This is a genomic window from Pseudoglutamicibacter albus, from assembly GCF_022346425.1.
Taxonomy (GTDB): Bacteria; Actinomycetota; Actinomycetes; order Actinomycetales; family Micrococcaceae; genus Pseudoglutamicibacter; species Pseudoglutamicibacter albus.
In genome coordinates, this window is the sequence record NZ_JAKRCW010000005.1 from 89604 (window position 1) to 109073 (window position 19470).

The 19470-nt window shown below is 60.4% G+C and carries 14 protein-coding genes and 2 tRNA genes; 6 read left to right on the plus strand and 10 right to left on the minus strand.

Translation table 11 applies throughout. The features are described from left to right. Positions 1 to 40: 40 nt before the first annotated feature. Positions 41 to 877 (minus strand): 30S ribosomal protein S2, encoded by an 837-nt coding sequence (gene rpsB / locus MHJ63_RS04680; RefSeq protein WP_035756896.1) that lies wholly within the window; start codon positions 875 to 877, stop codon positions 41 to 43. 402 nt (positions 878 to 1279) lie between these two features. Here rpsB and MHJ63_RS04685 point away from each other — a divergent pair, with 402 nt between their 5' ends. After that, entirely contained in the window at positions 1280 to 1834 is a 555-nt protein-coding gene (locus MHJ63_RS04685; protein WP_239446293.1) for a M23 family metallopeptidase, read from the plus strand. Positions 1835 to 1904: 70 nt separating this feature from the next. Here the strand turns inward: MHJ63_RS04685 and MHJ63_RS04690 are convergent, their stop codons facing one another. Both MHJ63_RS04690 and MHJ63_RS04695 read right to left on the minus strand, forming a co-directional pair. Then, the gene (locus MHJ63_RS04690) at positions 1905 to 3995 is read right to left on the minus strand and encodes a CocE/NonD family hydrolase (protein ID WP_239446295.1); all 2091 of its coding nucleotides are present in this window, start codon (positions 3993 to 3995) and stop codon (positions 1905 to 1907) included. Positions 3996 to 4037: 42 nt separating this feature from the next. Next, on the minus strand, positions 4038 to 5660 hold the full coding sequence (locus MHJ63_RS04695; protein ID WP_239446296.1) for a peptide MFS transporter: 1623 nt from the start codon (positions 5658 to 5660) through the stop codon (positions 4038 to 4040). Between the two features lie 161 nt (positions 5661 to 5821). On the opposite strand from MHJ63_RS04695, the gene trhO reads away from it, so the two are divergent. Further along, a complete protein-coding gene (gene trhO / locus MHJ63_RS04700) occupies positions 5822 to 6739 on the plus strand; it encodes an oxygen-dependent tRNA uridine(34) hydroxylase TrhO (protein ID WP_035756889.1) in 918 nt (305 codons plus the stop codon). Positions 6740 to 6889: 150 nt separating this feature from the next. Here the strand turns inward: trhO and MHJ63_RS04705 are convergent. Then, positions 6890 to 6963 (minus strand) — tRNA-Ile (locus MHJ63_RS04705). A gap of 328 nt (positions 6964 to 7291) precedes the next feature. Between MHJ63_RS04705 and MHJ63_RS04710 the strand changes: the two genes are divergently transcribed. The 4 genes from MHJ63_RS04710 to hutH all read left to right on the plus strand — a co-directional run bounded on the left by MHJ63_RS04710 (position 7292) and on the right by hutH (position 12848). Continuing rightward, entirely contained in the window at positions 7292 to 8146 is an 855-nt protein-coding gene (locus MHJ63_RS04710) for an IclR family transcriptional regulator (protein WP_052048560.1), read from the plus strand. Between the two features lie 137 nt (positions 8147 to 8283). Beyond that, a complete protein-coding gene (hutU, locus tag MHJ63_RS04715; RefSeq protein WP_239446298.1) occupies positions 8284 to 9987 on the plus strand; it encodes a urocanate hydratase in 1704 nt (567 codons plus the stop codon). Positions 9988 to 10039: 52 nt separating this feature from the next. Then, entirely contained in the window at positions 10040 to 11248 is a 1209-nt protein-coding gene (hutI, locus tag MHJ63_RS04720; RefSeq protein ID WP_239446299.1) for an imidazolonepropionase, read from the plus strand. Between the two features lie 58 nt (positions 11249 to 11306). After that, positions 11307 to 12848 (plus strand): histidine ammonia-lyase, encoded by a 1542-nt coding sequence (gene hutH / locus MHJ63_RS04725; RefSeq protein WP_239446300.1) that lies wholly within the window; start codon positions 11307 to 11309, stop codon positions 12846 to 12848. Between the two features lie 121 nt (positions 12849 to 12969). Here hutH and MHJ63_RS04730 read toward each other — a convergent pair whose 3' ends face one another. From MHJ63_RS04730 to dnaG, 6 genes are all read right to left on the minus strand, one after another. Continuing rightward, positions 12970 to 14184 (minus strand): glycosyltransferase, encoded by a 1215-nt coding sequence (locus MHJ63_RS04730; RefSeq protein ID WP_070490700.1) that lies wholly within the window; start codon positions 14182 to 14184, stop codon positions 12970 to 12972. Between the two features lie 31 nt (positions 14185 to 14215). Next, positions 14216 to 15124, minus strand: a complete 909-nt coding sequence (locus MHJ63_RS04735; protein ID WP_239446301.1) for a DMT family transporter — start codon at positions 15122 to 15124, stop codon at positions 14216 to 14218. A gap of 79 nt (positions 15125 to 15203) precedes the next feature. Further along, positions 15204 to 16040, minus strand: coding sequence for a phage holin family protein (locus MHJ63_RS04740; protein WP_070490698.1), 837 nt, complete (start codon positions 16038 to 16040; stop codon positions 15204 to 15206). 138 nt (positions 16041 to 16178) lie between these two features. After that, positions 16179 to 17264, minus strand: coding sequence for a glycosyltransferase family 4 protein (locus MHJ63_RS04745; RefSeq protein WP_239446302.1), 1086 nt, complete (start codon positions 17262 to 17264; stop codon positions 16179 to 16181). A 111-nt stretch (positions 17265 to 17375) separates the two neighbouring features. Continuing rightward, positions 17376 to 17447, minus strand: a tRNA-Asn gene (locus tag MHJ63_RS04750). 67 nt (positions 17448 to 17514) lie between these two features. Next, positions 17515 to 19467 carry a DNA primase gene (gene dnaG / locus MHJ63_RS04755; protein WP_239446303.1) on the minus strand — a complete coding sequence of 651 codons (1953 nt, stop codon included), beginning with the start codon at positions 19465 to 19467 and terminating at the stop codon, positions 17515 to 17517. Positions 19468 to 19470: the final 3 nt, after the last annotated feature.

The following is a 19470-nucleotide window of genomic DNA, read 5'->3' on the forward strand; positions in this document are numbered from 1 at the left end:
GAGTTATCCCCGTTCGTAGGAAGTTGTGATGGACGGAAAATTACTTGGACTCGGTAGCCGCCTGGCCACCGTCTTCTTCAGCCTTCTCAGCTGGAGCTTCCTCAGCCTGTGCGGTTGGGTTCTCACCCTCGAGGAGTTCGCGCTCCCACTCCGCCATTGGCTCTTCGGCTTCGCCCTTGTTACCGCCCTGGCGAGCCATGAGGCCCTCTGCGACGGCGTCTGCGACAACGCGGGTCAGCAGGGATACGGAGCGGATGGCGTCGTCGTTACCTGGGATTGGGTACTGGACCTCATCTGGGTCGCAGTTGGTGTCGAGGATCGCGACAACTGGGATGCCCAGCTTGGTTGCCTCGTCGACTGCGAGGTGTTCCTTCTTGGTGTCAACAACCCACAGCATGGATGGGGTGCGGTTCATGTTGCGGATACCGCCGAGGTTTGCGCGCAGCTTGGTCAGCTCGCGCTCAAGCAGCAGCAGTTCCTTCTTGGTGTACTTCGAACCTGCTACGTCGTCGAAGTCGATCTCTTCGAGTTCCTTCATGCGGTTAACACGCTTGGAAACGGTAGCGAAGTTGGTGAGCATGCCACCCAACCAGCGGTGGTTGACGTATGGCATGTTCACGCGCTGAGCCTGCTCAGCGATGGCTTCCTGGGCCTGCTTCTTAGTGCCGACGAACAGGATCGTGCCACCGTGGGCGACGGTCTGCTTGATGAAGTCGTATGCGCGGTCGATATAGGACAGCGACTGCTGCAGGTCAATGATGTAGATGCCGTTGCGCTCGGTCATGATGAAGCGGCGCATCTTTGGGTTCCAGCGGCGGGTCTGGTGGCCGAAGTGGACACCGGAATCGAGCAACTGGCGCATGGTCACGACGGACATTGCGTTCTCCTTGTACGGGCACGGTGGCCCTGTTGTATTTGACGGTTATTGGCCAGGCATTGCGCCGGCCCCTAGTGAAAACGCACCGTTTGGTCGCTTCATCCGTTTCCAACATCGCACCAAGCCTGGACAGGTTTGGCTGTTGTTGGACCGTGGGATGGGCGTGCGCGTCACCGATATGTTCGCCTGGGATATTTCAGACGTACACATGTGACGGGCAGCGTTGTCACGCGAAGTCAGTTTCGGGCACACGAAAACGCGCGCACAAAACTGCTGTCACTAGTCTACAGCATGTTCTGGTGCCGATTTTCCGCTGATCCACACCCTCTCAAGCCTCGGTCTTTTATCCACATTCTCGTCCGCTAGCGCCCCGCAGCTTGGATCACGAGGTGGACTGTAACCATGAAAACCCGCACCCTCTCCCCCGGAACTCTCCGTTCAGCACTGTTGTGCATCCTTCTGGCAGTGAGTGCGGTGACGCTGACCGCCGCGAAACCCGTGCCACCCACCGGGCGTGAGCCCACCGGCTCCGAAACCTGGGAGGACGTCGGCATGCTACGTGGCTTCGAGGCACCTGAACAGGTTTGGAGCGCAGGAACCCGCGGTGTTCAACTGAAAGCCGCGAAAGGGGACGCGGTCGTGGCACCCGTCGATGGCGTGGTCAGCTTTGTAGGTAAGGTTGCCGGCCGCCCCGTGGTCGCTATCCGGTTGCCTTCCGGTTGGCGGACAACCATCGAACCGGTCGATGCGACAGTCACCAAAGGCCAACACGTCACCGCCGGCGAGCGCATCGGGACCGTCGCCTCGGGTGGCCCGTGCGATCAACGCTGCGTCCACTGGGGTTTAAAGACAGGTAGCGGAGCTAACGTCACGTATAAAGACCCTCGAACGCTGTTATCGAAACAGCCTTCCGTCTTATGGCCGGATGCGAACACCCCGCCAGGGACTAGACGATGAAGGGCTGGACGATAAAAGGACCGGATGGTGAGGGTCTGGACGTTAGCTCCGCTACCTTGGTGTGGTTCACCTAGCTTGCAACACGTGGATGAGTTTTCTCCCAGGTCCTTTCGAAGATCGGCTCCTGGTTGTTGTAGGCAACAACGTGTGAGTAGGTGTAGATGTTCTCGGCATCACAGCTCATGCGTGTTGCCGCAACAACCTTGGTGTCCCAGTCCATGTCTGGCCGGCGCATCCCCACAGTCCAGACCGATTCGGTGCGTGCAGAGAGCGGATCGTCCTTATTGATCCAGTAGGTCTCAACCGTGTCTTCGTCATAATGCAACCCATCCGGGTACACGCGCGTGCCACCATAGGCGGGGTCCACCTGCAACACGGTCTCGTTGGCGACCACGTCTTGAGAGATCAGCCGTTCAGGGCGCGCCGCACCCGCAGCCCCTGCTTCGCCTGCCTCTGGATACTTCACATCCAACGGAACCAGCCGGACTGGATCATCGAAGCTCACCGAAGCATCCGCAGCGGCACGCTCTGCCGCGCCTTCTCCATCGGTGGGTTCACGCACCGGCAGCACCAGCGCGCTCGCAGCAGGATCGATGCTGAACCCTTCCCCGCCTGGCTGCGGCCAGACCCACGGCCAGTAGGCGCTCGAAACAGCTACACGGAGCACGTGGCCGGCAGGGAAACGGTAGCCCACGCCCGTGATCGGGACCTCAACATCAACCCACTCACCAACAGGCATCGCTACGGCCTGATCGCGGCCTTCGCGGGCGCTGAAGTTCAGGTTGCCGCGGGTCACCAGGGTCGAAGAGCCGTCTTGAGCGACATCGTTGATGCGCACATACACTTGGCCACGTTCGGTCGGCGATGAGACCCGTAGCTTGACTGAAGCGTTGCCGAGCACGTCGATGTCTTCTGTCACGGGGAAGTCGAAAACAACTGACTTACCGTCATCGCTACGCTGGTCCACCGGCAAGTCAGCTGCGTTGCCGTACGGGAAGTAACGGCCGGCGTCTGCACCCACATCCTGTGCTGAGGCCACACGCACCTCAAGAGCGCCATCGCTGTTGGTGCTCTGCGCGGCGAACGGTGAAACATGCGCACCGTCCAGGCTCAGCTCGGTTGGTTTGATGTGCGGGCTAGGCCACTGGTTTTCTGCAACCCAGCGGCCCGGCATCTTGTCATAGGCGGAACGCGGCGGCACCGAATCGGTGATCCAGCCCCGGAATAGCGGAGTATCCATCGCGCCGTTGTCTTCGCCCTTGAGCCAGTGATCCCACCAGCGCAGGGTCTCACCCAAGAAGTCGATGTGCGGGCCGGGGCGCAAGTCGCGGTCAGGATACTGATGCGCCCACGGGCCTACGATGCCGCGGACATTCTTACCGAGTGCGGACAGATGCTCGGTCAGCCGCAGGACGGTGTCACGGTATGGGTCATACCAGCCGCCCACCGCCATGACCGCGGCGTCAAGCGAGCTGTAGTCTTCGCACACAGAGCCGTGTTTCCAGTAGTCGTCACGGACCTGGTGCCCAACCCACGTGTCGATGAACGGCTCGATGTTCTCAAGCCGGTACTTCCACTGATCGAGCCACTTCTCGCCCCACACCCGCTTATCAACCGGGCGGGATTCGAACGCGAGCATCGTTCCGGCCCACGCGTGCATGTCGATCCCGAGCATCGAGCCGCCGAAATAATGCACGTCGTTGTCGTAGCGGTCATCAGTTGAGCACACTGTGACGATCGCTTTCAACGCTTCTGGCTGATAGCTCGCTAGCTGCAGCGAGTTGAACCCGCCCCAGCTGATGCCGAACATACCAACCTTGCCCGTGCACCAGTCTTGCTTGGCGATCCACTCGATCACCTCAAGCCCGTCATCGTGCTCTTGCTGATCGTATTCATCCCCCGGTACGCCTTCACTGCTGCCGTGGCCGCGGATGTCCACGCGAATGGATGCGTAGCCGTGGCCTGCATAGAACGGGTGCCGTTCGTGATCGCGCGGGGCAGTCCAGTCACCGTGGCGGTACGGCAGATACTCCAGGATCGCTGGAACCGGATCATCAGTTACAGGCATCCACGCTTTCATCCACAAACGGGTGCCATCGCTGAGAGGAATCCAGTCCTCAACGATCTCGACTTTAAACGGAAGGTCTTCAGGTTTCAGCATGTCCAATCCCTACCTCTAAGTTGTGGCTTCTACGCTGCGGATTTAGGCGACTGCTTGGATGCGGCGGGTCATCCATGGGCTCACCAGAATGAGGAACACACCGTAAGCCACAATCAGCCCGCCTTGAATACCGAAGTAGGCAGTAGCGTTAGAGAAGTTATCGAAGTCGAACAGTTTCACAATCTGGGCCTGCAAGCCTTGAACCAGCGCCATCGCGGCGAACCAGACCGCCATCGTCTGGCTTGCGAATGCACGCGGGGCCAGCTTGGTGGTCGCGCTCATCCCGGAGGTCTGCAGGATCAGGTCGCCTAGGCCTAGGAAGATATAGCAGCCGATGAGCCAGGCGCTAGCCAGCAGACCCATCGCAGGGGTTACCGCGGCACCCATCGCAACGGTCAAGAACGCAAGCCCGCCGAGGATCGTACCGATACCGACCTTGGTTGCAACCGACGGTTGGCGCCGGCCCAGCTTGACCCACAGCCACGCCAGAACCGGCCCCATGATGATCTCGACGATCGCCGTCAGCGAGATGTACCACGTGGATGGGTAGTCGAAGCCGAACGCGGTGTTATCGGTCTTGTTCAACGCCAAGAAGTTCAGCGTGTTACCGGTCTGGAAGTAAGTGAGGTTGTAGGCGATCAAGGCGATCAGCAACAACACGTAGGGCCCGAGGTTGCGGCGTTCAACCGCGGTGACCTTCTTGGAGAAATACATCCACAGCAGAAACGCTGCCGGCACGATCATCGTGATGATGCTAACCGCGTTGACCACGTTATCTAATCCGTCAGTCGAACGGGTCCCAAAGAAGATGCCCACGGCCACAACCGCTACGGCAGCGGTCACGATGATCCAGAAGTTGGCATCCGGTTTGAACGCGGCACGCACGAGCACTTGGCGGCGCTTACCACCCAGGTTCCGGCCCATCGCGATATAGAGGATAAGACCGAGGACCATGCCCACCGCGGCCGATGCGAACCCGAGATGCCAGTTGATGTTCTGACCCAGCCAGCCTGCAACGAGCGGGCCGAGAAACGCACCGATATTGATACCGGCGTAGTAGATCGCGAAACCGGAGTCACGGCGGGCATCGCCCTTACCGTAAAGCTCACCGACCTGGGTCGCGACGTTCGGCTTGAGCAGGCCCGTACCGAGAATGATCAACCCTAGGCCGATCCATGTGGTCACCTCGGCAGGCAGGCCCATACAGATGTGGCCTGCCGCGATGATGATCGCGCCCCACAGGGTCGCCCGCCCTGTGCCCACGATGCGGTCGGCAACCCACGCGCCAGCGATACCCAGCAGGTAGACCAAGGCACCGTATGCCGCCACGATCGAGGATGCGGTGGACTCTTCGTAGCCGAGCCCTCCGTTGGCGATCGCATCAGCGAAATACAGAGCGAGGATCGCTTGGAAACCCAGATAAGAGAAACGCTCCCAAATCTCGAGGTTGAACAGCGCGAACAACCCCATGGGGTGGCCCATGAACCTGCGGTCCTGATGCACGTGCGCATCGTGTTCAGTAGCTTGGGCGAGCTTCTCTTGCGGAATCCGCTCTTCAGCGATCTGCACGCCGTCGATCAAGACCTCCCCCGGTGAGCCCTCTACCGGGATTGGGTCTTGAGTGAAGTCACCTTCTACCTGGCCCTGTTGTTCGTCTCTACTCATTTACAATCTCACAATCGTTCCTCGGTGACAGTGCCATGGGTAAGTGACAATGTCACGCATTACTATCAGTCGTTACCGATAGTCGCTTCTACTTAGTACTTTCAACACTATTCCAACGCTAACACTCAGCCGGCGCTGATCGCCGGCGTAGAATAAGGGGTATGTCCGTTCAGAAAATTGTGTTGTTCTACGTGTTTACTCCGCTGGCAGATCCAGAGGCTGTGCGTTTGTGGCAGTACACGCTGGCTGAAAGTTGCAACCTTAAGGGGCGCGTGATCATCTCGAAGGATGGCATCAACGCGACCCTCGGGGGCGATATCAGCGATGTTAAGAAATATGTGAAGAACACGCGCTCCTATGAGCCGTTCCGTTCTGCAGACATCAAGTGGTCGGATGGCTTGGGAGATGACTTCCCGCGCCTGTCCGTCAAGGTTCGCCCTGAGCTGGTGACGTTCACGACCCCGAATGAGATCGAGGTGGACGCCAGCGGCGTGGTGGGTGGCGGCGAGCGCCTCAAGCCTGCGCAGTTGCATGAGCTCATGGATGCCCGCGGTGAGGATGTTGTTTTCTTCGATGGCCGCAACGCGATGGAGGCGGAGATCGGCCGTTTCCGCAACGCCGTAGTCCCGAACACTGATACGACGCGGGATTTCATCGAAGAGATCGAGTCCGGTAAATACGACGATCTTAAAGACAAGCCTGTCGTGACGTATTGCACCGGTGGGGTTCGTTGCGAAGTGCTGACGGTTCTCATGAAGAACCGTGGTTTCCAAGAGGTCTATCAGCTCGATGGCGGGATCGTCCGCTACGGCGAAGCCTACGGCAATGACGGCTACTGGGACGGATCGCTATATGTGTTCGATAAGCGCATGCACATGGAGTTCGGTTCCGGCGCCGAAAGCCTCGGCTCGTGCATCGAGTGTGGCGAACGCACTCCGGTGTTCGTCAACTGTGTGCACCCATCGTGCCGTTCGCAGTTCTTGCGTTGCGAAGCCTGCACTGCCGCGGGCAAGCACCCTGAATGCCCAGAATGCATGAAGCAGGCGGCCGCCGCCCCCGCAGCACTGGCGGCCAACTAAACAGCGCTGACGACCAACTAGGCCGAGGCTGCATAGCTTTTAACCGCGATGGCGGGCTCACCACTAACTTGTGGTGAGCCCGCCATCGTTGTCATGACCTGGCGTCAGTAGCGCGCCGTACCGGCCTGCACTGGCCGAGGTTGTGACGTGTAGGGCGTGCGGGGCTTGAACCCGCGACCCAAGGATTATGAGTCCTTTGCTCTAACCAACTGAGCTAACGCCCCGTAGTGGCTGCTGGAAGCGGCCTAGCTACGAGAGATAAGCCTAACGGAAGCGTGCCTGTTGCGTGAAAAAGTATCCGGGGCGAGTCCAGCGCGCACGGTACGCTCATGCCTGGCATCAGCTATTCGCGCCACGACACTGCGCCTCCGTACTGTACCTAAAGAATCCTCACGGCACACTGAGGCGCCTATGTTGAAACTGAGATGCAGCTGAGAGTTTTCTCGCCTTGTTTGAGTTTCGGCTTCCTATTCGGGCTTTCACCTAAACTTTGTGGTGGACTAAGGGGACGTCATCACGGAGATTATGGTAATGCGCCAAAGAGAGGCCTCAATGTCGAAAGTTCCTGCGGCAGACGCAACACTTCGCGTCCTCTCCTACTTGGCGTCCCAACCTCGCCCCACAGCCGCAAGTCACATCAGCCGTGCCTTAGACATTCCACGTTCGAGCCTCTATGACCTCTTGCAGGCACTCGTTGCCCGGGGCTATGTGATCCACCATATGGAGGACCGCGCGTACGGCCTCGGCCCGTCGGCTCATGAGCTTTCCTCGGGCTATAACCGCCATGCACCCTTGGCACGCCTGGGTCGCCGCATCGTCGAAGCGCTTGTGGATCGGGTCGGCGAATCTGGGCACCTTTCGATTCTGCGCGGGCAGGAAACCGTGTACCTCGTTGAGGCTCGGGCGCAAAACCGCACGAGCCTCGTGACCGATGTGGGTGTGCGCCTCGATGCTTTGCGGACCGCGAGCGGCCGCGCGATCCTTGCGAAGCTACCGAATCAGCAGATCAACGCGCTTTTCCGCTCAGGCCCTGAACGCACGCGAGCGGCTATTGCCATCCGAATGACGCGCGAGCTCGGTTACGGCTGGGAGGACGGCCTGGTCAGCCCGGACTTCTGTTCGGCCGCCGTTCCGGTCCTGGATGCTTCCAAGTGGCCGATCGCCGCGATCGCTTTGACGTGGAAACGGGGCAAGGCGTCTCTTGATCAGCGCGTCCTTGACGACCGCGTTGAGGAGCTCCATGAGGCCGCAGCTACCCTGCAGCGGCGCCTCGGCATCCTCGCACCCAAGATCGCTCACCAGCCGAACGAGATCATCGAGCAAGAAGGCGTGACGGTCCTCTCGCCCGAACTAGCCGCGAATATAGACGACAGCTCGGTCAGGTCACACATCATCACCGAGGCATAAACCGCCCCCTCTGACCTCGCATTGTCCGGTATCTCGGACGCGCCTCGCGTGATCACGCGGTTTTTAGTGCGTTGAGACTATTTTCATGATGAGCTATCTCCAGGCCACAAACCCGGCTTCAACATAAGGAGACCATCATGAGCTTTGCCCACTTGACCTCCCCCGGCCACGAACCACGCGAGGTTCGTGCACCCCGCGGAACCGAGCTCACTGCCCGCTCGTGGCAGGCAGAAGCGCCTCTGCGCATGCTCATGAACAACCTCGACCCAGAAGTTGCAGAACGCCCAGATGACCTCGTGGTCTACGGCGGCACAGGCCGGGCAGCACGCTCGTGGGAGGCTTACGACGCCATCGTGGATTCGCTCAAAGAGCTCGCCGATGACGAGACGTTGCTGGTCCAGTCGGGCAAACCAGTTGGCATCATCCGCACCAACGTGTGGGCCCCACGCGTGCTGATCGCTAACTCGAACCTCGTGGGCGACTGGGCCAACTGGCCAGAATTCCGCAAACTCGAAGACGAAGGCCTCATGATGTATGGCCAGATGACCGCGGGTTCCTGGATCTATATTGCAACCCAGGGTATTTTGCAGGGCACCTTCGAGACGTTCGCCGCGGTTGCTAAGAAGCGTTTCAACGGAACCCTGAAAGGCACCGTCACGCTGACCGCGGGTTGCGGCGGGATGGGTGGAGCGCAGCCGCTCGCCGTGACGCTCAATGGCGGTGTTGCACTCGTGGTCGATGTAGACCGCAACCGTCTTGAACGCCGCCGTTCCAAGCGCTACTTGGATGAGATCGCAGATGACCTGGATGCCGCGGTAGCGCGCGCTCAGCAGGCCGTTGAGGCTGGCGAGGCCGTCTCGATTGGGATCGAAGGCAACGCGGCCGCGGTGTTCCCCGAGCTTTTGCGCCGGCACAAGGCTGGTGAGCTGAGAATCGATGTTGTCACCGACCAGACTTCGGCCCACGATCCGTTGTCGTATCTACCTGCAGAGATCGCTCTTGAGGACTGGGACCGCGAAGCCGAGGCCGATCCGGTGGGCTTCACTAAGAAGGCACGCGAATCGATGGCCGCCCACGTTGAGGCGATGGTTGGTTTCCAGGATGCCGGTGCAGAGGTTTTCGATTATGGCAACAGCATCCGCGACGAGGCTCGCCATGCAGGTTTCGAGCGCGCATTCGACTTCCCTGGCTTCGTTCCGGCCTATATTCGCCCGCTGTTCTGCGAGGGTTTGGGTCCGTTCCGTTGGGTTGCACTCTCGGGCGACCCGGAGGATATCCGTGTGACCGATGAGGCGCTCAAGGAACTGTTCCCTGAGAACGAGCACCTGCATCGTTGGCTGGATGCCGCCGCTGAACACGTCGAGTTCGAAGGCTTGCCAGCCCGTATCTGCTGGCTGGGTTACGGCGAGCGCCACCAGGCCGGCCTGTTGTTCAACCGTCTGGTTGCCGAAGGTAAGGTCACCGCGCCGATCGTGATTGGCCGTGACCACTTGGATTCCGGTTCTGTGGCCTCTCCGTACCGTGAGACCGAGTCGATGCTGGATGGTTCGGATGCGATCGCTGACTGGCCTCTGTTGAACGCGCTGACCGCGGCCAGCTCGGGCGCAACCTGGGTTTCGCTGCATCACGGCGGTGGCGTGGGCATGGGGCGTTCGATCCACGCTGGCCAAGTGGGTGTCGCTGACGGTACCGAGCTTGCGGCGGCCAAGCTCACGGCGCTGCTGACCAATGACCCTGCGATGGGTGTTTTCCGGCACGTTGATGCCGGCTATTCGCGCGCCGTTGAGGTTGCCGATGAGCGTGGTGTGCGTGTGCCGATGAACCCACGCGTGCGGGACTAGGCCGCATCCGCGGATACTCACATCAGCTCAAGCGTGTTTGAGAGGAGCGCTGATGACTTCGACCCTATATAGCTCGATTGGTGAGCTGTGGTCGTTTGACCCCGAGCATGGCGCGGTTGATTCCGCGAAGCTCGCTACATCGGCTGATGCCGGTGTTATCGCTAATGCCGCGCTGGTGGTTGAGGACGGCGCGATCGCGTGGACTGGTCCGGCCTCGGCAGCCCCTGACGCCGATGCGCGCGTTGATCTTGCCGGTGCTGCCGTGGTTCCGGGGTGGGTTGATTCTCATTCCCACATGGTTTTTGACGGCGACCGCTCCGCTGAGTTCGAGGCCCGGATGGCTGGCCAGGCGTATGCTGCCGGCGGGATCGCGGTCACAACTGAGGCGACCCGTTCCGCGTCCGAGGCTAAACTCGATGCGCTGGTTGCCGATCGTGTAGCGCAGGCCGCAGCCTTAGGCACCACGACGCTGGAGACCAAGACCGGCTACGGCTTGGATGTGGATTCAGAAGCCCTCGCCGCACGTGTCGCTGCCCGCCACGTTGAGGAAGTCACGTTCTTAGGTGCTCACCTGGTCCCGCCTGAATACGAGCATGACCGTGCCGCCTATGTCGATCTGGTGTGTGGTCCGATGCTGGATGCGGTTGCCGATCATGTTGGCTGGATCGATGTATTTTGTGAACAGGGTGCGTTCACTGTCGAGGAGTCGATGCGGGTTCTGCAGGCCGGGCAGGCGCGCGGGCTGGGTTTGCGGGTGCACGGTAACCAGATTGGGCATACGGGCGGGGCCGCTATGGCGGTTGAGCTCGGGGCGGCAAGCGTTGATCACCTGAACTTCTTGAGTAGTGAAGATATTGAGATGCTCGCCGCCTCCGATACGGTCGCGACGATCCTTCCGGCGTGCGATCTGTCCACGCGTGCACCGCTAGCGCCAGCGAGGGAGCTGCTCGATGCCGGCGCTACGGTCGCGATCGCATCGAACCTGAACCCTGGAACCTCCTATACGTCTTCGGTTCCGTTCTGCATCACCACCGCGGTGTTGCAGCAGCAGATGACCCTTGCCGAAGCGATCCGCGCGGCAACCCTCGGCGGGGCGGCAGCGTTGCGGCGCACCGACGTCGGGCATCTTAGCCGCAGCGCACCTGCGAACTTTGCCGTGCTCGATGCGCCCGCCGCGATCCATATGGCCTACCGGCCAGGCATGGTCGGCGTCCGCGCAACCGTGAAGAACGGCCGCATCATCGCCGGCGCACTCGACTAACCACCCTGGGCCCCTGTGGCTCACGTATTGACTGTGTAATTTCATGAAGGAGCACGCAGTGTCCCTACACCAGAATCTAGAGAACTCTTCCCCGTCCACCGTGGTGCTGAACCCGAGCGGTGTGAGCGCCGAGGACGTCATTGCGGTGGCGCGTCATGGCGCCCGAATTGAGCTGGGCCCGGAGGTTTTCCAGACGGTGGATGCGGTCCGCCAACACGTTGAGGACCTCGCGGCCTCCACAACCCCGGTCTACGGGGTTTCCACGGGTTTCGGTGCGCTTGCTGATACCTCGATCCCGCAGGAGCGCCGCACCCTGTTGCAGTCGAGCCTGATCCGTTCCCACGCGGCCGGTACCGGCCCGGAGGTTGAGCGGGAGGTTGTGCGTGCGCTCATGTTCTTGCGTGCCCGCACGCTCGCCACCGGCCGCACCGGTGTGCGGTTCGTGGTGCTTGAAAACCTCGTGGGGCTTCTCAACGCTGGCATCACACCCATCGTCCATGAGTACGGTTCGCTGGGTTGCTCAGGTGATCTCGCTCCGCTGGCTCACTGCGCGATCGTGTTGCTCGGTGAGGGGCGGGCCCGCGATGCCGAAGGCATTGAGCGTCCCGTGCCTGAACTGTTAGAGGAAGCCGGCATCGAGCCGCTGGAACTGGCAGAGAAGGAGGGGCTTGCGCTCATCAATGGCACCGACGGCATGCTCGGCATGTTGCTCATGGCGCTGGCTGATCTGCGTGAACTGGTCGATGTCGCAGATCTGACCACTGCGATGTCGATCCAGGCTCTGCGTGGCCGTGACACCGTGTTCGCACCACAGCTACACGAACCGTTGCGTCCGCATCCGGGGCAAGCGCGCTCGGCCGCTAACGTGTACCGCTGGCTCAAAGACTCCCCGATCGTTGCCGATGTCATGAAGGAAGGCTCCCGCGTCCAGGACGCGTACTCGTTGCGTTGCCACCCACAGGTTGCTGGTGCTGTGAGGGACACGATCTCTCACGCCTCAACCGTTGCTGAACGCGAGCTGGCCTCGGCTATCGACAACCCTGTCGTGTTGGAAGACGGGACCGTCACTTCGAACGGTAACTTCCACGGGGCGCCTGTCGCCTATGTTTTGGATTTCCTCGCGATCGCGGCGGCTGATCTGGCGTCGATCTCTGAACGCCGTAGCGACCGGATGCTCGATAAGTCCCGCAACTTCGGTTTGCCGCCGTTCCTCGCTGATGACCCGGGCGTGGACTCCGGTTTCATGATCGCCCAATACACCCAGGCAGGCCTGGTTGCAGAGATGAAGCGGCTGGCCTCCCCCGCCTCGGTTGATTCGATCCCGTCTTCTGCGATGCAAGAAGACCACGTCTCGCTGGGTTGGCATGCCGCACGGAAGCTCCGCACCTCGGTTGATGCGTTGCGTCGCGTCCTGGCGATCGAGCTCATGACGGCGGCCCGCGCAATCGAGTTGCGTGCCCCGCTCAAACCATCACCTGCCACGGCAGAGGTCATCGAAGCGTTCCGCGCGAGCGTGCCCGGCCCGGGCCCCGACCGTTTCCTCGCACCCGACATCGAAGCGGCAGTCGAGTTCCTCGCAACCCACCCCTGGCACAGCTAGGGAGAACAGCTAGGGATAGAGACAACTCGGCGCCTCAGCTAGCACGAACATAGCTGAGGCGCCGAATCGTTGATGAAGCCGGGCAACCCTGAGCGCCGGTAAGTTCCTAGCGCGAGGGCCCTTAGAGGTAGTCGCGGACGTCAGCTCCGCGGTAGAGAGCCTCGAACGTGGAGATCGTTTTCTCTTCGCCGTGGGTCAGCGCGAGCTGGTGGCCGGCCTCCCCCATCTCGGCGCGTTCGGCCGGTGAAAGGTCCAGGATGCTTGCGAGCTTAGCCGCGAGGTCTTGATCATCGCCTGGGGTGAAGAGGTAGCCGTTGACGCCGTCCTTGACCAGGTGCGGCAGGGCGAGCGCGTCGGCGAGCACCACAGGTCGGGACGCTGAGAGCGCCTCGAGCGTCACGAGCGACTGGAGTTCCGCTGTTCCCGGCTGGCAGAAGACATCCGCGCACAGGTACTCCTGACGCAGGGTTTCATCGTCAACGAATCCGAGGAAGTGGACGCGGTTCTCAATATCCAGCTCCTTCGCTAGCGCTTCGAGCTTGGGCCGCTGTTCACCTTCGCCTACGATCCGCACGTGGGGTTGCGGATGCTGCTTGAGGCGGGCCATCGCTCGCAGAAGAACATCGATGTTCTTCTCCACGGCAAGCCGGCCAGCGAACAACACTGTCTGATAGTCGCGTTGCGGTAGGGTCTCGTCCTTGCGCAGCTCATAGTGGGCCGAGTCGATGCCGTTGGAGAGCGGCAAGACGTGTTTGAGGCCAGCGTTCTCGCGCATCGCGCGCGCCGCGAGCGGGGTCGGTGTGGTGACCACGTCGGCTTTGCCCATGATCTTGCCCATGTCGCGCCACGAGTTACGGGAGACGATGTTGAGGAACCACTGCGGGAACGGGAGGAACGGTTCGAGGTTCTCCGGCATGAAGTGATTCGTTGCGATCAAACGGATGCCGCGTTTGGTGGCTTGCTTCTGGGCTGCGTGGCCGATCATGTAGTGGCACTGGATGTGCACCGCATCGGGCCTGATCTCATCCATGACCTGGCCCGCGATCTTATTGGCGGTCAACGGGGTCACAAGCCGGTAGGTTTCGTGTGTTGGCGCCTTATGCGAGGTGACACGGTGCACGGTGGCTTCCGGGCGATGCTCCACAAAGCTCGGGCCGCGGTCGCTACGTGCCGCAAGGACATGGACTTCATGGCCCCGCTTAGTCAGGTTGGATGCCAGCCGGTAGCAGAACACGGCCGCCCCATTGACGTCGGGCGGATACGTATCGCAAGCGATCAGGATTCTCAGGGGAGTTTCCCGGGTCTCCAACGCAGGCTCCATTTCTCTCGACGCCATCGGCTACAACCTCTAAATTCTATCGAACCTTCTATCGAACCTCGGTGCGCTCAGGGGCCACCGAATCAGGATGGTGCCGGGACAGCTGCAAGACCCCGATAATCGCGATCACGCCCGCGGCGATCATTCCCAGCGCAATGTACCACGGCAATCCAGGCATGAGCTCACCCAAAATGATGACCCCGATCAGCACGCCCACCATAGGATCGATCACGGTCAAACCTGCAACCACGAGTTCTGGCGGGCCGGATGCGTAGGCGTGCTGGTTGAAGTACTGCCCCATGATGCCCACGATCACGATCGCGATCATCGCACCCCACGGAACCTGCTTCCACCAGGTCATCTCCGGGTCCCAGTGCAGGAACGTCACCGCGATCGTGCGAACCAGGACCGCGGTGAAACCGAACAGGATGCCCGCCCCGACGATGTAGAAAATGGCGCCGCCTTTATGGCGCCTGTGAACCAGGGCCAGGATCGCGAGGATCAGGCTGCTGATGCCCAACAGGATGATGATCAGAACACGCTGATTACCGGTCACGAAGGTTTCGTGAGTCGCCTTGATCGCAAGCAGCACGAAACCGATCGCGCCGATCGTGCACACCGTGATCGCACGCCAGGTTGCACCGTTGATGCGGATCTTGCGGTCCCACGAGTTGATGATGGTCGTCAAAACCAGCGCCACCGCCCCCAACGGTTGAACCACCGTGAGCGGGGCGAGCGAGAGCGCAACGATGTTGAGGACCACGCCGGTGATCATCAAGAGAAGACCGATGAGCCACGTGCGGTTCTTCAGCATCTCCAGGATCTGCCGCCCGCTGACCTCACGGCCGTGCGCGTTGCGTACGGCCGCGGCTTGACGCTGCGTACCCAAGGCAAGAAACGCGGCCGATACGAGGGCCGCCGTGACAGCTAACCAGACCATGTTATGTGGTGTAGACATGCACTGGCAGGCCGGGGTTACCGGCCTGCCAGTGTTCACAGAGAATGTTCAAAGCGTGGATTCGAGACTGCTCTAAGCCCTACTTGGAGGCTTTAGCAGCCTTCTTCGCTTTCTTCTTCTTACGCTTCTTCGAGATGCCCAGGATCACGAGCAGAGCCGTAGCGATACCTGCGGCCGCGCCCAGGATCGGCATGACCTTCTCGCCAGCGGCACGGTTGGCCTCATACGAGTCACCACCGGTGCTGACCAGGCCGGTACGCTGAGCGACCGAGCCCACACGAGCCTTGACATCGGACTGGCGTCCCAGGGTGTCACGCAACTGAGCCAAGTGCTCACGGCGGCGGGACAAGCGGCGCTTCAACTCGCCCTCGGAAGGCTTCTCCGAATAGGTCTGCGAGTGATCCTCACGGGAGTTCGGGTTGGTCTGCTTCTTGGACGCTTCCTTCTTGCGCTTCTTCTCTTCTTCCTTTTCCTTTTGCTTCTGCTCAAACTCAGCGATGCTGAAGGCGGTTCCCTGCGAAAGCACACCCATGTCATAACGCAGGCGCGTTGCCGCGTTCTTAGGGATCTCGATTGCTTCAGGAACGATGTTCTTTGCGCGGGTCACACCCACGAGAACAAAGATCAAAGCCAAAATCAGGAAGAACGCAGAGACCAGCAAGGCGGAAACCCACAGTGGCATCACGGTTGCCAAGCCCGCGATCGCGGCGACAACCAGTGCGATCACCAGCAAGCCCAAAAGGCCCAAACCTGCGGCGAGCAGTGCAACAGCAACGCCCAAGGAAACGCCCTTGGCCTGGAGCTGACGCAGAGTCAACTGCACTTCGTCATTAATCTGTTTAGGGGCCAAACGCATCATCACAGATGCGGTCTGACGCAGGTTCTGCGGTTGAGGCAACTGCTCCTGCTGTGTCATGAAATCCGGTCTCCTAGCACACTCGGTACAAACCGGGTGCGAATCGCTTGTGGTTCCTGGTAGTGGTTCCTTGTACAAAACTACCACCGTTTACTCAGAAAGATGAGTTTCAGTTTCCTGCTCTCAAGCAGGTCTCAGTCATCTCTCTTTGGCGTGATATAAAGTGCGTGCTTCCTGGCAAGCCCGCCATAAATCCTCGGCAGAACGCTCCCACGAATAGTGGGCAGCACGCTCGCGGCTGAGGCCACTACGGGCCGCAAACTCATGCGTATTCTCAAGCGAACGAACAGCGGACGCAAAGCCCGCATCGTCATCCGCGTCAACAAAAAGCGCGGCGTCTGCACCTATCTCACGGAAGATCGGGGTATCAGCACACACCACGGGCGTGCCCAACCCCATCGCTTCAACCAGCGGGATCCCGAACCCTTCCGCCTTCGATAACGTGACCGAAGCCCGGGCACGCCGCAAAAGCTCGGCATACTCCTCCTCGCTCACCCCATCATGGAAAACAACCGAGGCCCCCGCAGGGATCAACGCTTCAAGATCACGACGCCTATCCGGCCTGATCTTGGACAATAAACGCAACGTGTAGCCAGGCAAGTGAGCCATCCCCCGGATCAACGTCTCAACGTTCTTGTACTCCATGAACGAACCCATATAGACCAGCTCATTGGCTGCGCCCTCGTTCGGATCGCGGGGCTGACCCATCGGTGCTGAAGCGTTAGAGACAATCCGGATAGGTCTACGCGTGAGCTCATGCTTGAGCATCAGCGAAGCAGTCGTGTGAGAAACCGTAGCCACAACATCGGCGCGGTTCAGTAGAAACCTCTGCGGCCAATACGCCTTATGGAACAAACGCCACAACAGGCGCACCGGAGCCGGTAAGAAACCCGGCGGAGTAGGGTGCTGATAGTAAATCAAGTCATGCAGCGTGAGCACCAGCGGGAAGCGACGCCCCAGCGAACCCATCGTCTGCATCGGACTGAACACCACATCCGGGCGCAAACGATTCACTCGCAAGGACGTCAACGGTTCAAGCGGCGAAGTCGGTGAATTGATCACAACATAGGGCACCGCCGGTAGCATCGGCAGCTGAGCCTCATCCGAGATCAGCATCCGCACATCATGGTTGCGAGCCAACGCCTCAATCAACGACGCGGTGAAACGCGAAATCCCATCGTGATGATCAGTGCGCGTATAACGCGCATCAACAACCAACTGCACGGACTCACTCCCCCGCGTACAGCTGCAACATGAAGCAGCTTCAACCTGGAACGGCTATGGCCTGGAAAAGAAAAACCCTGGAACAACTTTGGTTCCAGGGTTTCAGTTCAGCTCCCCCGACTGGATTCGAACCAGTAACCACTCGATTAACAGTCGAGTGCTCTGCCGTTGAGCTACGAGGGATCAACAACAGAAGAAGACTTTACCAGGGGTTTACAGGGAAGGCAAAACCGCCTGATACGTTGCCGATTTAGAGCGCGCCCGACTGATATTTGCGGCGTTCCATCTCCAACTCCAGAAGCTGTCGATGCAGCTGCTCGACCCGCTCGGGGTTATCCGAAGCAACCCGTTGCAGTTCTGCAGCAAGATCAGCTTTCTGCCGGTTGACCTGCATCGCGAGCAAACGGTTCACGATCCCCTTGCAATAGCGCCGCAGCTCGTCTTCGTTTGAGGCAGGCAACGGCGCGACCGCCATCTGCGACACCAAGGCGGCCAAGGGTTCCGGGACCTGCTCACGGATCGTCTCAACCCACACCGCCGTTGAAACCTGCATGCTTGCAGCCACCACAATCGCGTCCTTGATCGCCGCGTGCGCCGGAGTCAAGAACCGTGTCTCAAAAAACTTAGACCACGCATCCGCATCGATCAGGTGCGGATTCTGGATCACAACCTCAAGCGCATCCCACTCGATCTTGGTTGCCGGATCCGATATGTTCACGCCCGCCGGTGCAGAAGGACTCCCAGGCTCGCCCGAGAAACCATGCGGCGACCCGTTCACATGAGGCTGCATTCCGCGCCCGCCGCTGCCCCGCTGCGCTGAAACCTGCTGATACGGTCCCTGCTGATACGGACCCTGCCCACTGGGGCCGTGCTGGCCGCCCCGTCCGGCCTGGGCCACAGCACGCCGGACCTCAGCAACCTCCATGCCAAGCCAACCGGCAACCTCACGGATGTAAGCAGGCCGCATCGCAGAATCCCGCATCGAGGCGATAATCGGCGCCGCGGCACGCATCGCCGAAACCCGGCCCTCAACAGTTCCTAGATTGTGTTGTTTCAGCTCCGCCTTGAGCGCGAACTCGAACAACGGCGTCTTGTGCTCCAGGACCTCACGCAGCGCCTCATCCCCGCGCTTTTGCCGCACATCGCACGGATCCATGCCATCCGGGCCCACCGCGATGAACGTCTGGGCGACGAAACGCTGATCCTCACGGAACGCACGCAACGCCGCCTTCTGGCCCGCTTCATCGCCATCGAAGGTGAAGACGACCTCGCCACCGGAGCCGAAGTCCGAAAGCAAGCGCCGCGCAACCTTGATGTGGTCCGCGCCAAAGGCTGTGCCGCACGTGGCAACCGCGGTCGTGACCCCCGCCAGGTGGCACGCCATAACATCCGTATAGCCCTCAACCACCACGAGCTGCTTCTTCTTAGCGATCTCCCGGCGTGCCAAATCCACGCCATAGAGAACCTGCGACTTCTTATAGATCGCAGTCTCCGGGGTGTTGAGATACTTCGGCCCCGGATCATCCTCATAGAGTTTGCGGGCACCGAAACCGATCGTCGCGCCGGTCAGGTCACGGATCGGCCAGATCAACCGCCCCCGGAACCGGTCATAAATACCGCGCTGACCTTCAGAGAACAAGCCGGTCTCTTTGAGCTCATCCTCCGTGAAGCCACGGTTGCGCATCAACCGCAACAAGTTATCCCACCCCTGCGGAGCGTACCCCACACCGAACTGCTCAGCATGTTCAGCGCTGAACCCCCGGCTCGTGAGCTCCTCCCGCGCCGTCTGCGCCTCCGGGGTCTGCAACTGCTTGCGGAAAAACTCCTCCGCAACCTTGTGGGCATCCAAAAGACGCTGCCGGCGCCCCACCTGCTCCTTGCTAGGCCCCGAACCGCCATCCTCATAATGCAGCGTGACACCCACACGGCCAGCCAAATACTCGACCGTCTCAGCAAACGACGTCGAATTCATCTGCATCAAAAACGCGATGACATCCCCGGACTCGCCACAACCGAAACAGTGGAAGGAACCCATCTGGGGGCGCACATGGAACGACGGCGTGCGCTCATCATGGAACGGACACAAACCCTTATACGAACCGATACCAGCGGATTTCAGTGAGACATATTCCTGGACGATCTCTTTAATATCAGTGCGTTCACGGACCTCATCGATATCCGCACGCTTAATCAGCCCTGCCATGAT

Bases quoted from the DNA above. Each gene is read 5' to 3' on its own strand.
- rpsB (WP_035756896.1), bottom strand. From the start codon at position 877: ATGTCCGTCGTGACCATGCGCCAGTTGCTCGATTCCGGTGTCCACTTC.
- MHJ63_RS04685 (WP_239446293.1), top strand. From the start codon at position 1,280: ATGAAAACCCGCACCCTCTCCCCCGGAACTCTCCGTTCAGCACTGTTG.
- MHJ63_RS04690 (WP_239446295.1), bottom strand. From the start codon at position 3,995: ATGCTGAAACCTGAAGACCTTCCGTTTAAAGTCGAGATCGTTGAGGAC.
- MHJ63_RS04695 (WP_239446296.1), bottom strand. From the start codon at position 5,660: ATGAGTAGAGACGAACAACAGGGCCAGGTAGAAGGTGACTTCACTCAA.
- trhO (WP_035756889.1), top strand. From the start codon at position 5,822: ATGTCCGTTCAGAAAATTGTGTTGTTCTACGTGTTTACTCCGCTGGCA.
- MHJ63_RS04710 (WP_052048560.1), top strand. From the start codon at position 7,292: ATGTCGAAAGTTCCTGCGGCAGACGCAACACTTCGCGTCCTCTCCTAC.
- hutU (WP_239446298.1), top strand. From the start codon at position 8,284: ATGAGCTTTGCCCACTTGACCTCCCCCGGCCACGAACCACGCGAGGTT.
- hutI (WP_239446299.1), top strand. From the start codon at position 10,040: ATGACTTCGACCCTATATAGCTCGATTGGTGAGCTGTGGTCGTTTGAC.
- MHJ63_RS04730 (WP_070490700.1), bottom strand. From the start codon at position 14,184: ATGGCGTCGAGAGAAATGGAGCCTGCGTTGGAGACCCGGGAAACTCCC.
- MHJ63_RS04735 (WP_239446301.1), bottom strand. From the start codon at position 15,124: ATGTCTACACCACATAACATGGTCTGGTTAGCTGTCACGGCGGCCCTC.
- MHJ63_RS04740 (WP_070490698.1), bottom strand. From the start codon at position 16,040: ATGACACAGCAGGAGCAGTTGCCTCAACCGCAGAACCTGCGTCAGACC.
- dnaG (WP_239446303.1), bottom strand. From the start codon at position 19,467: ATGGCAGGGCTGATTAAGCGTGCGGATATCGATGAGGTCCGTGAACGC.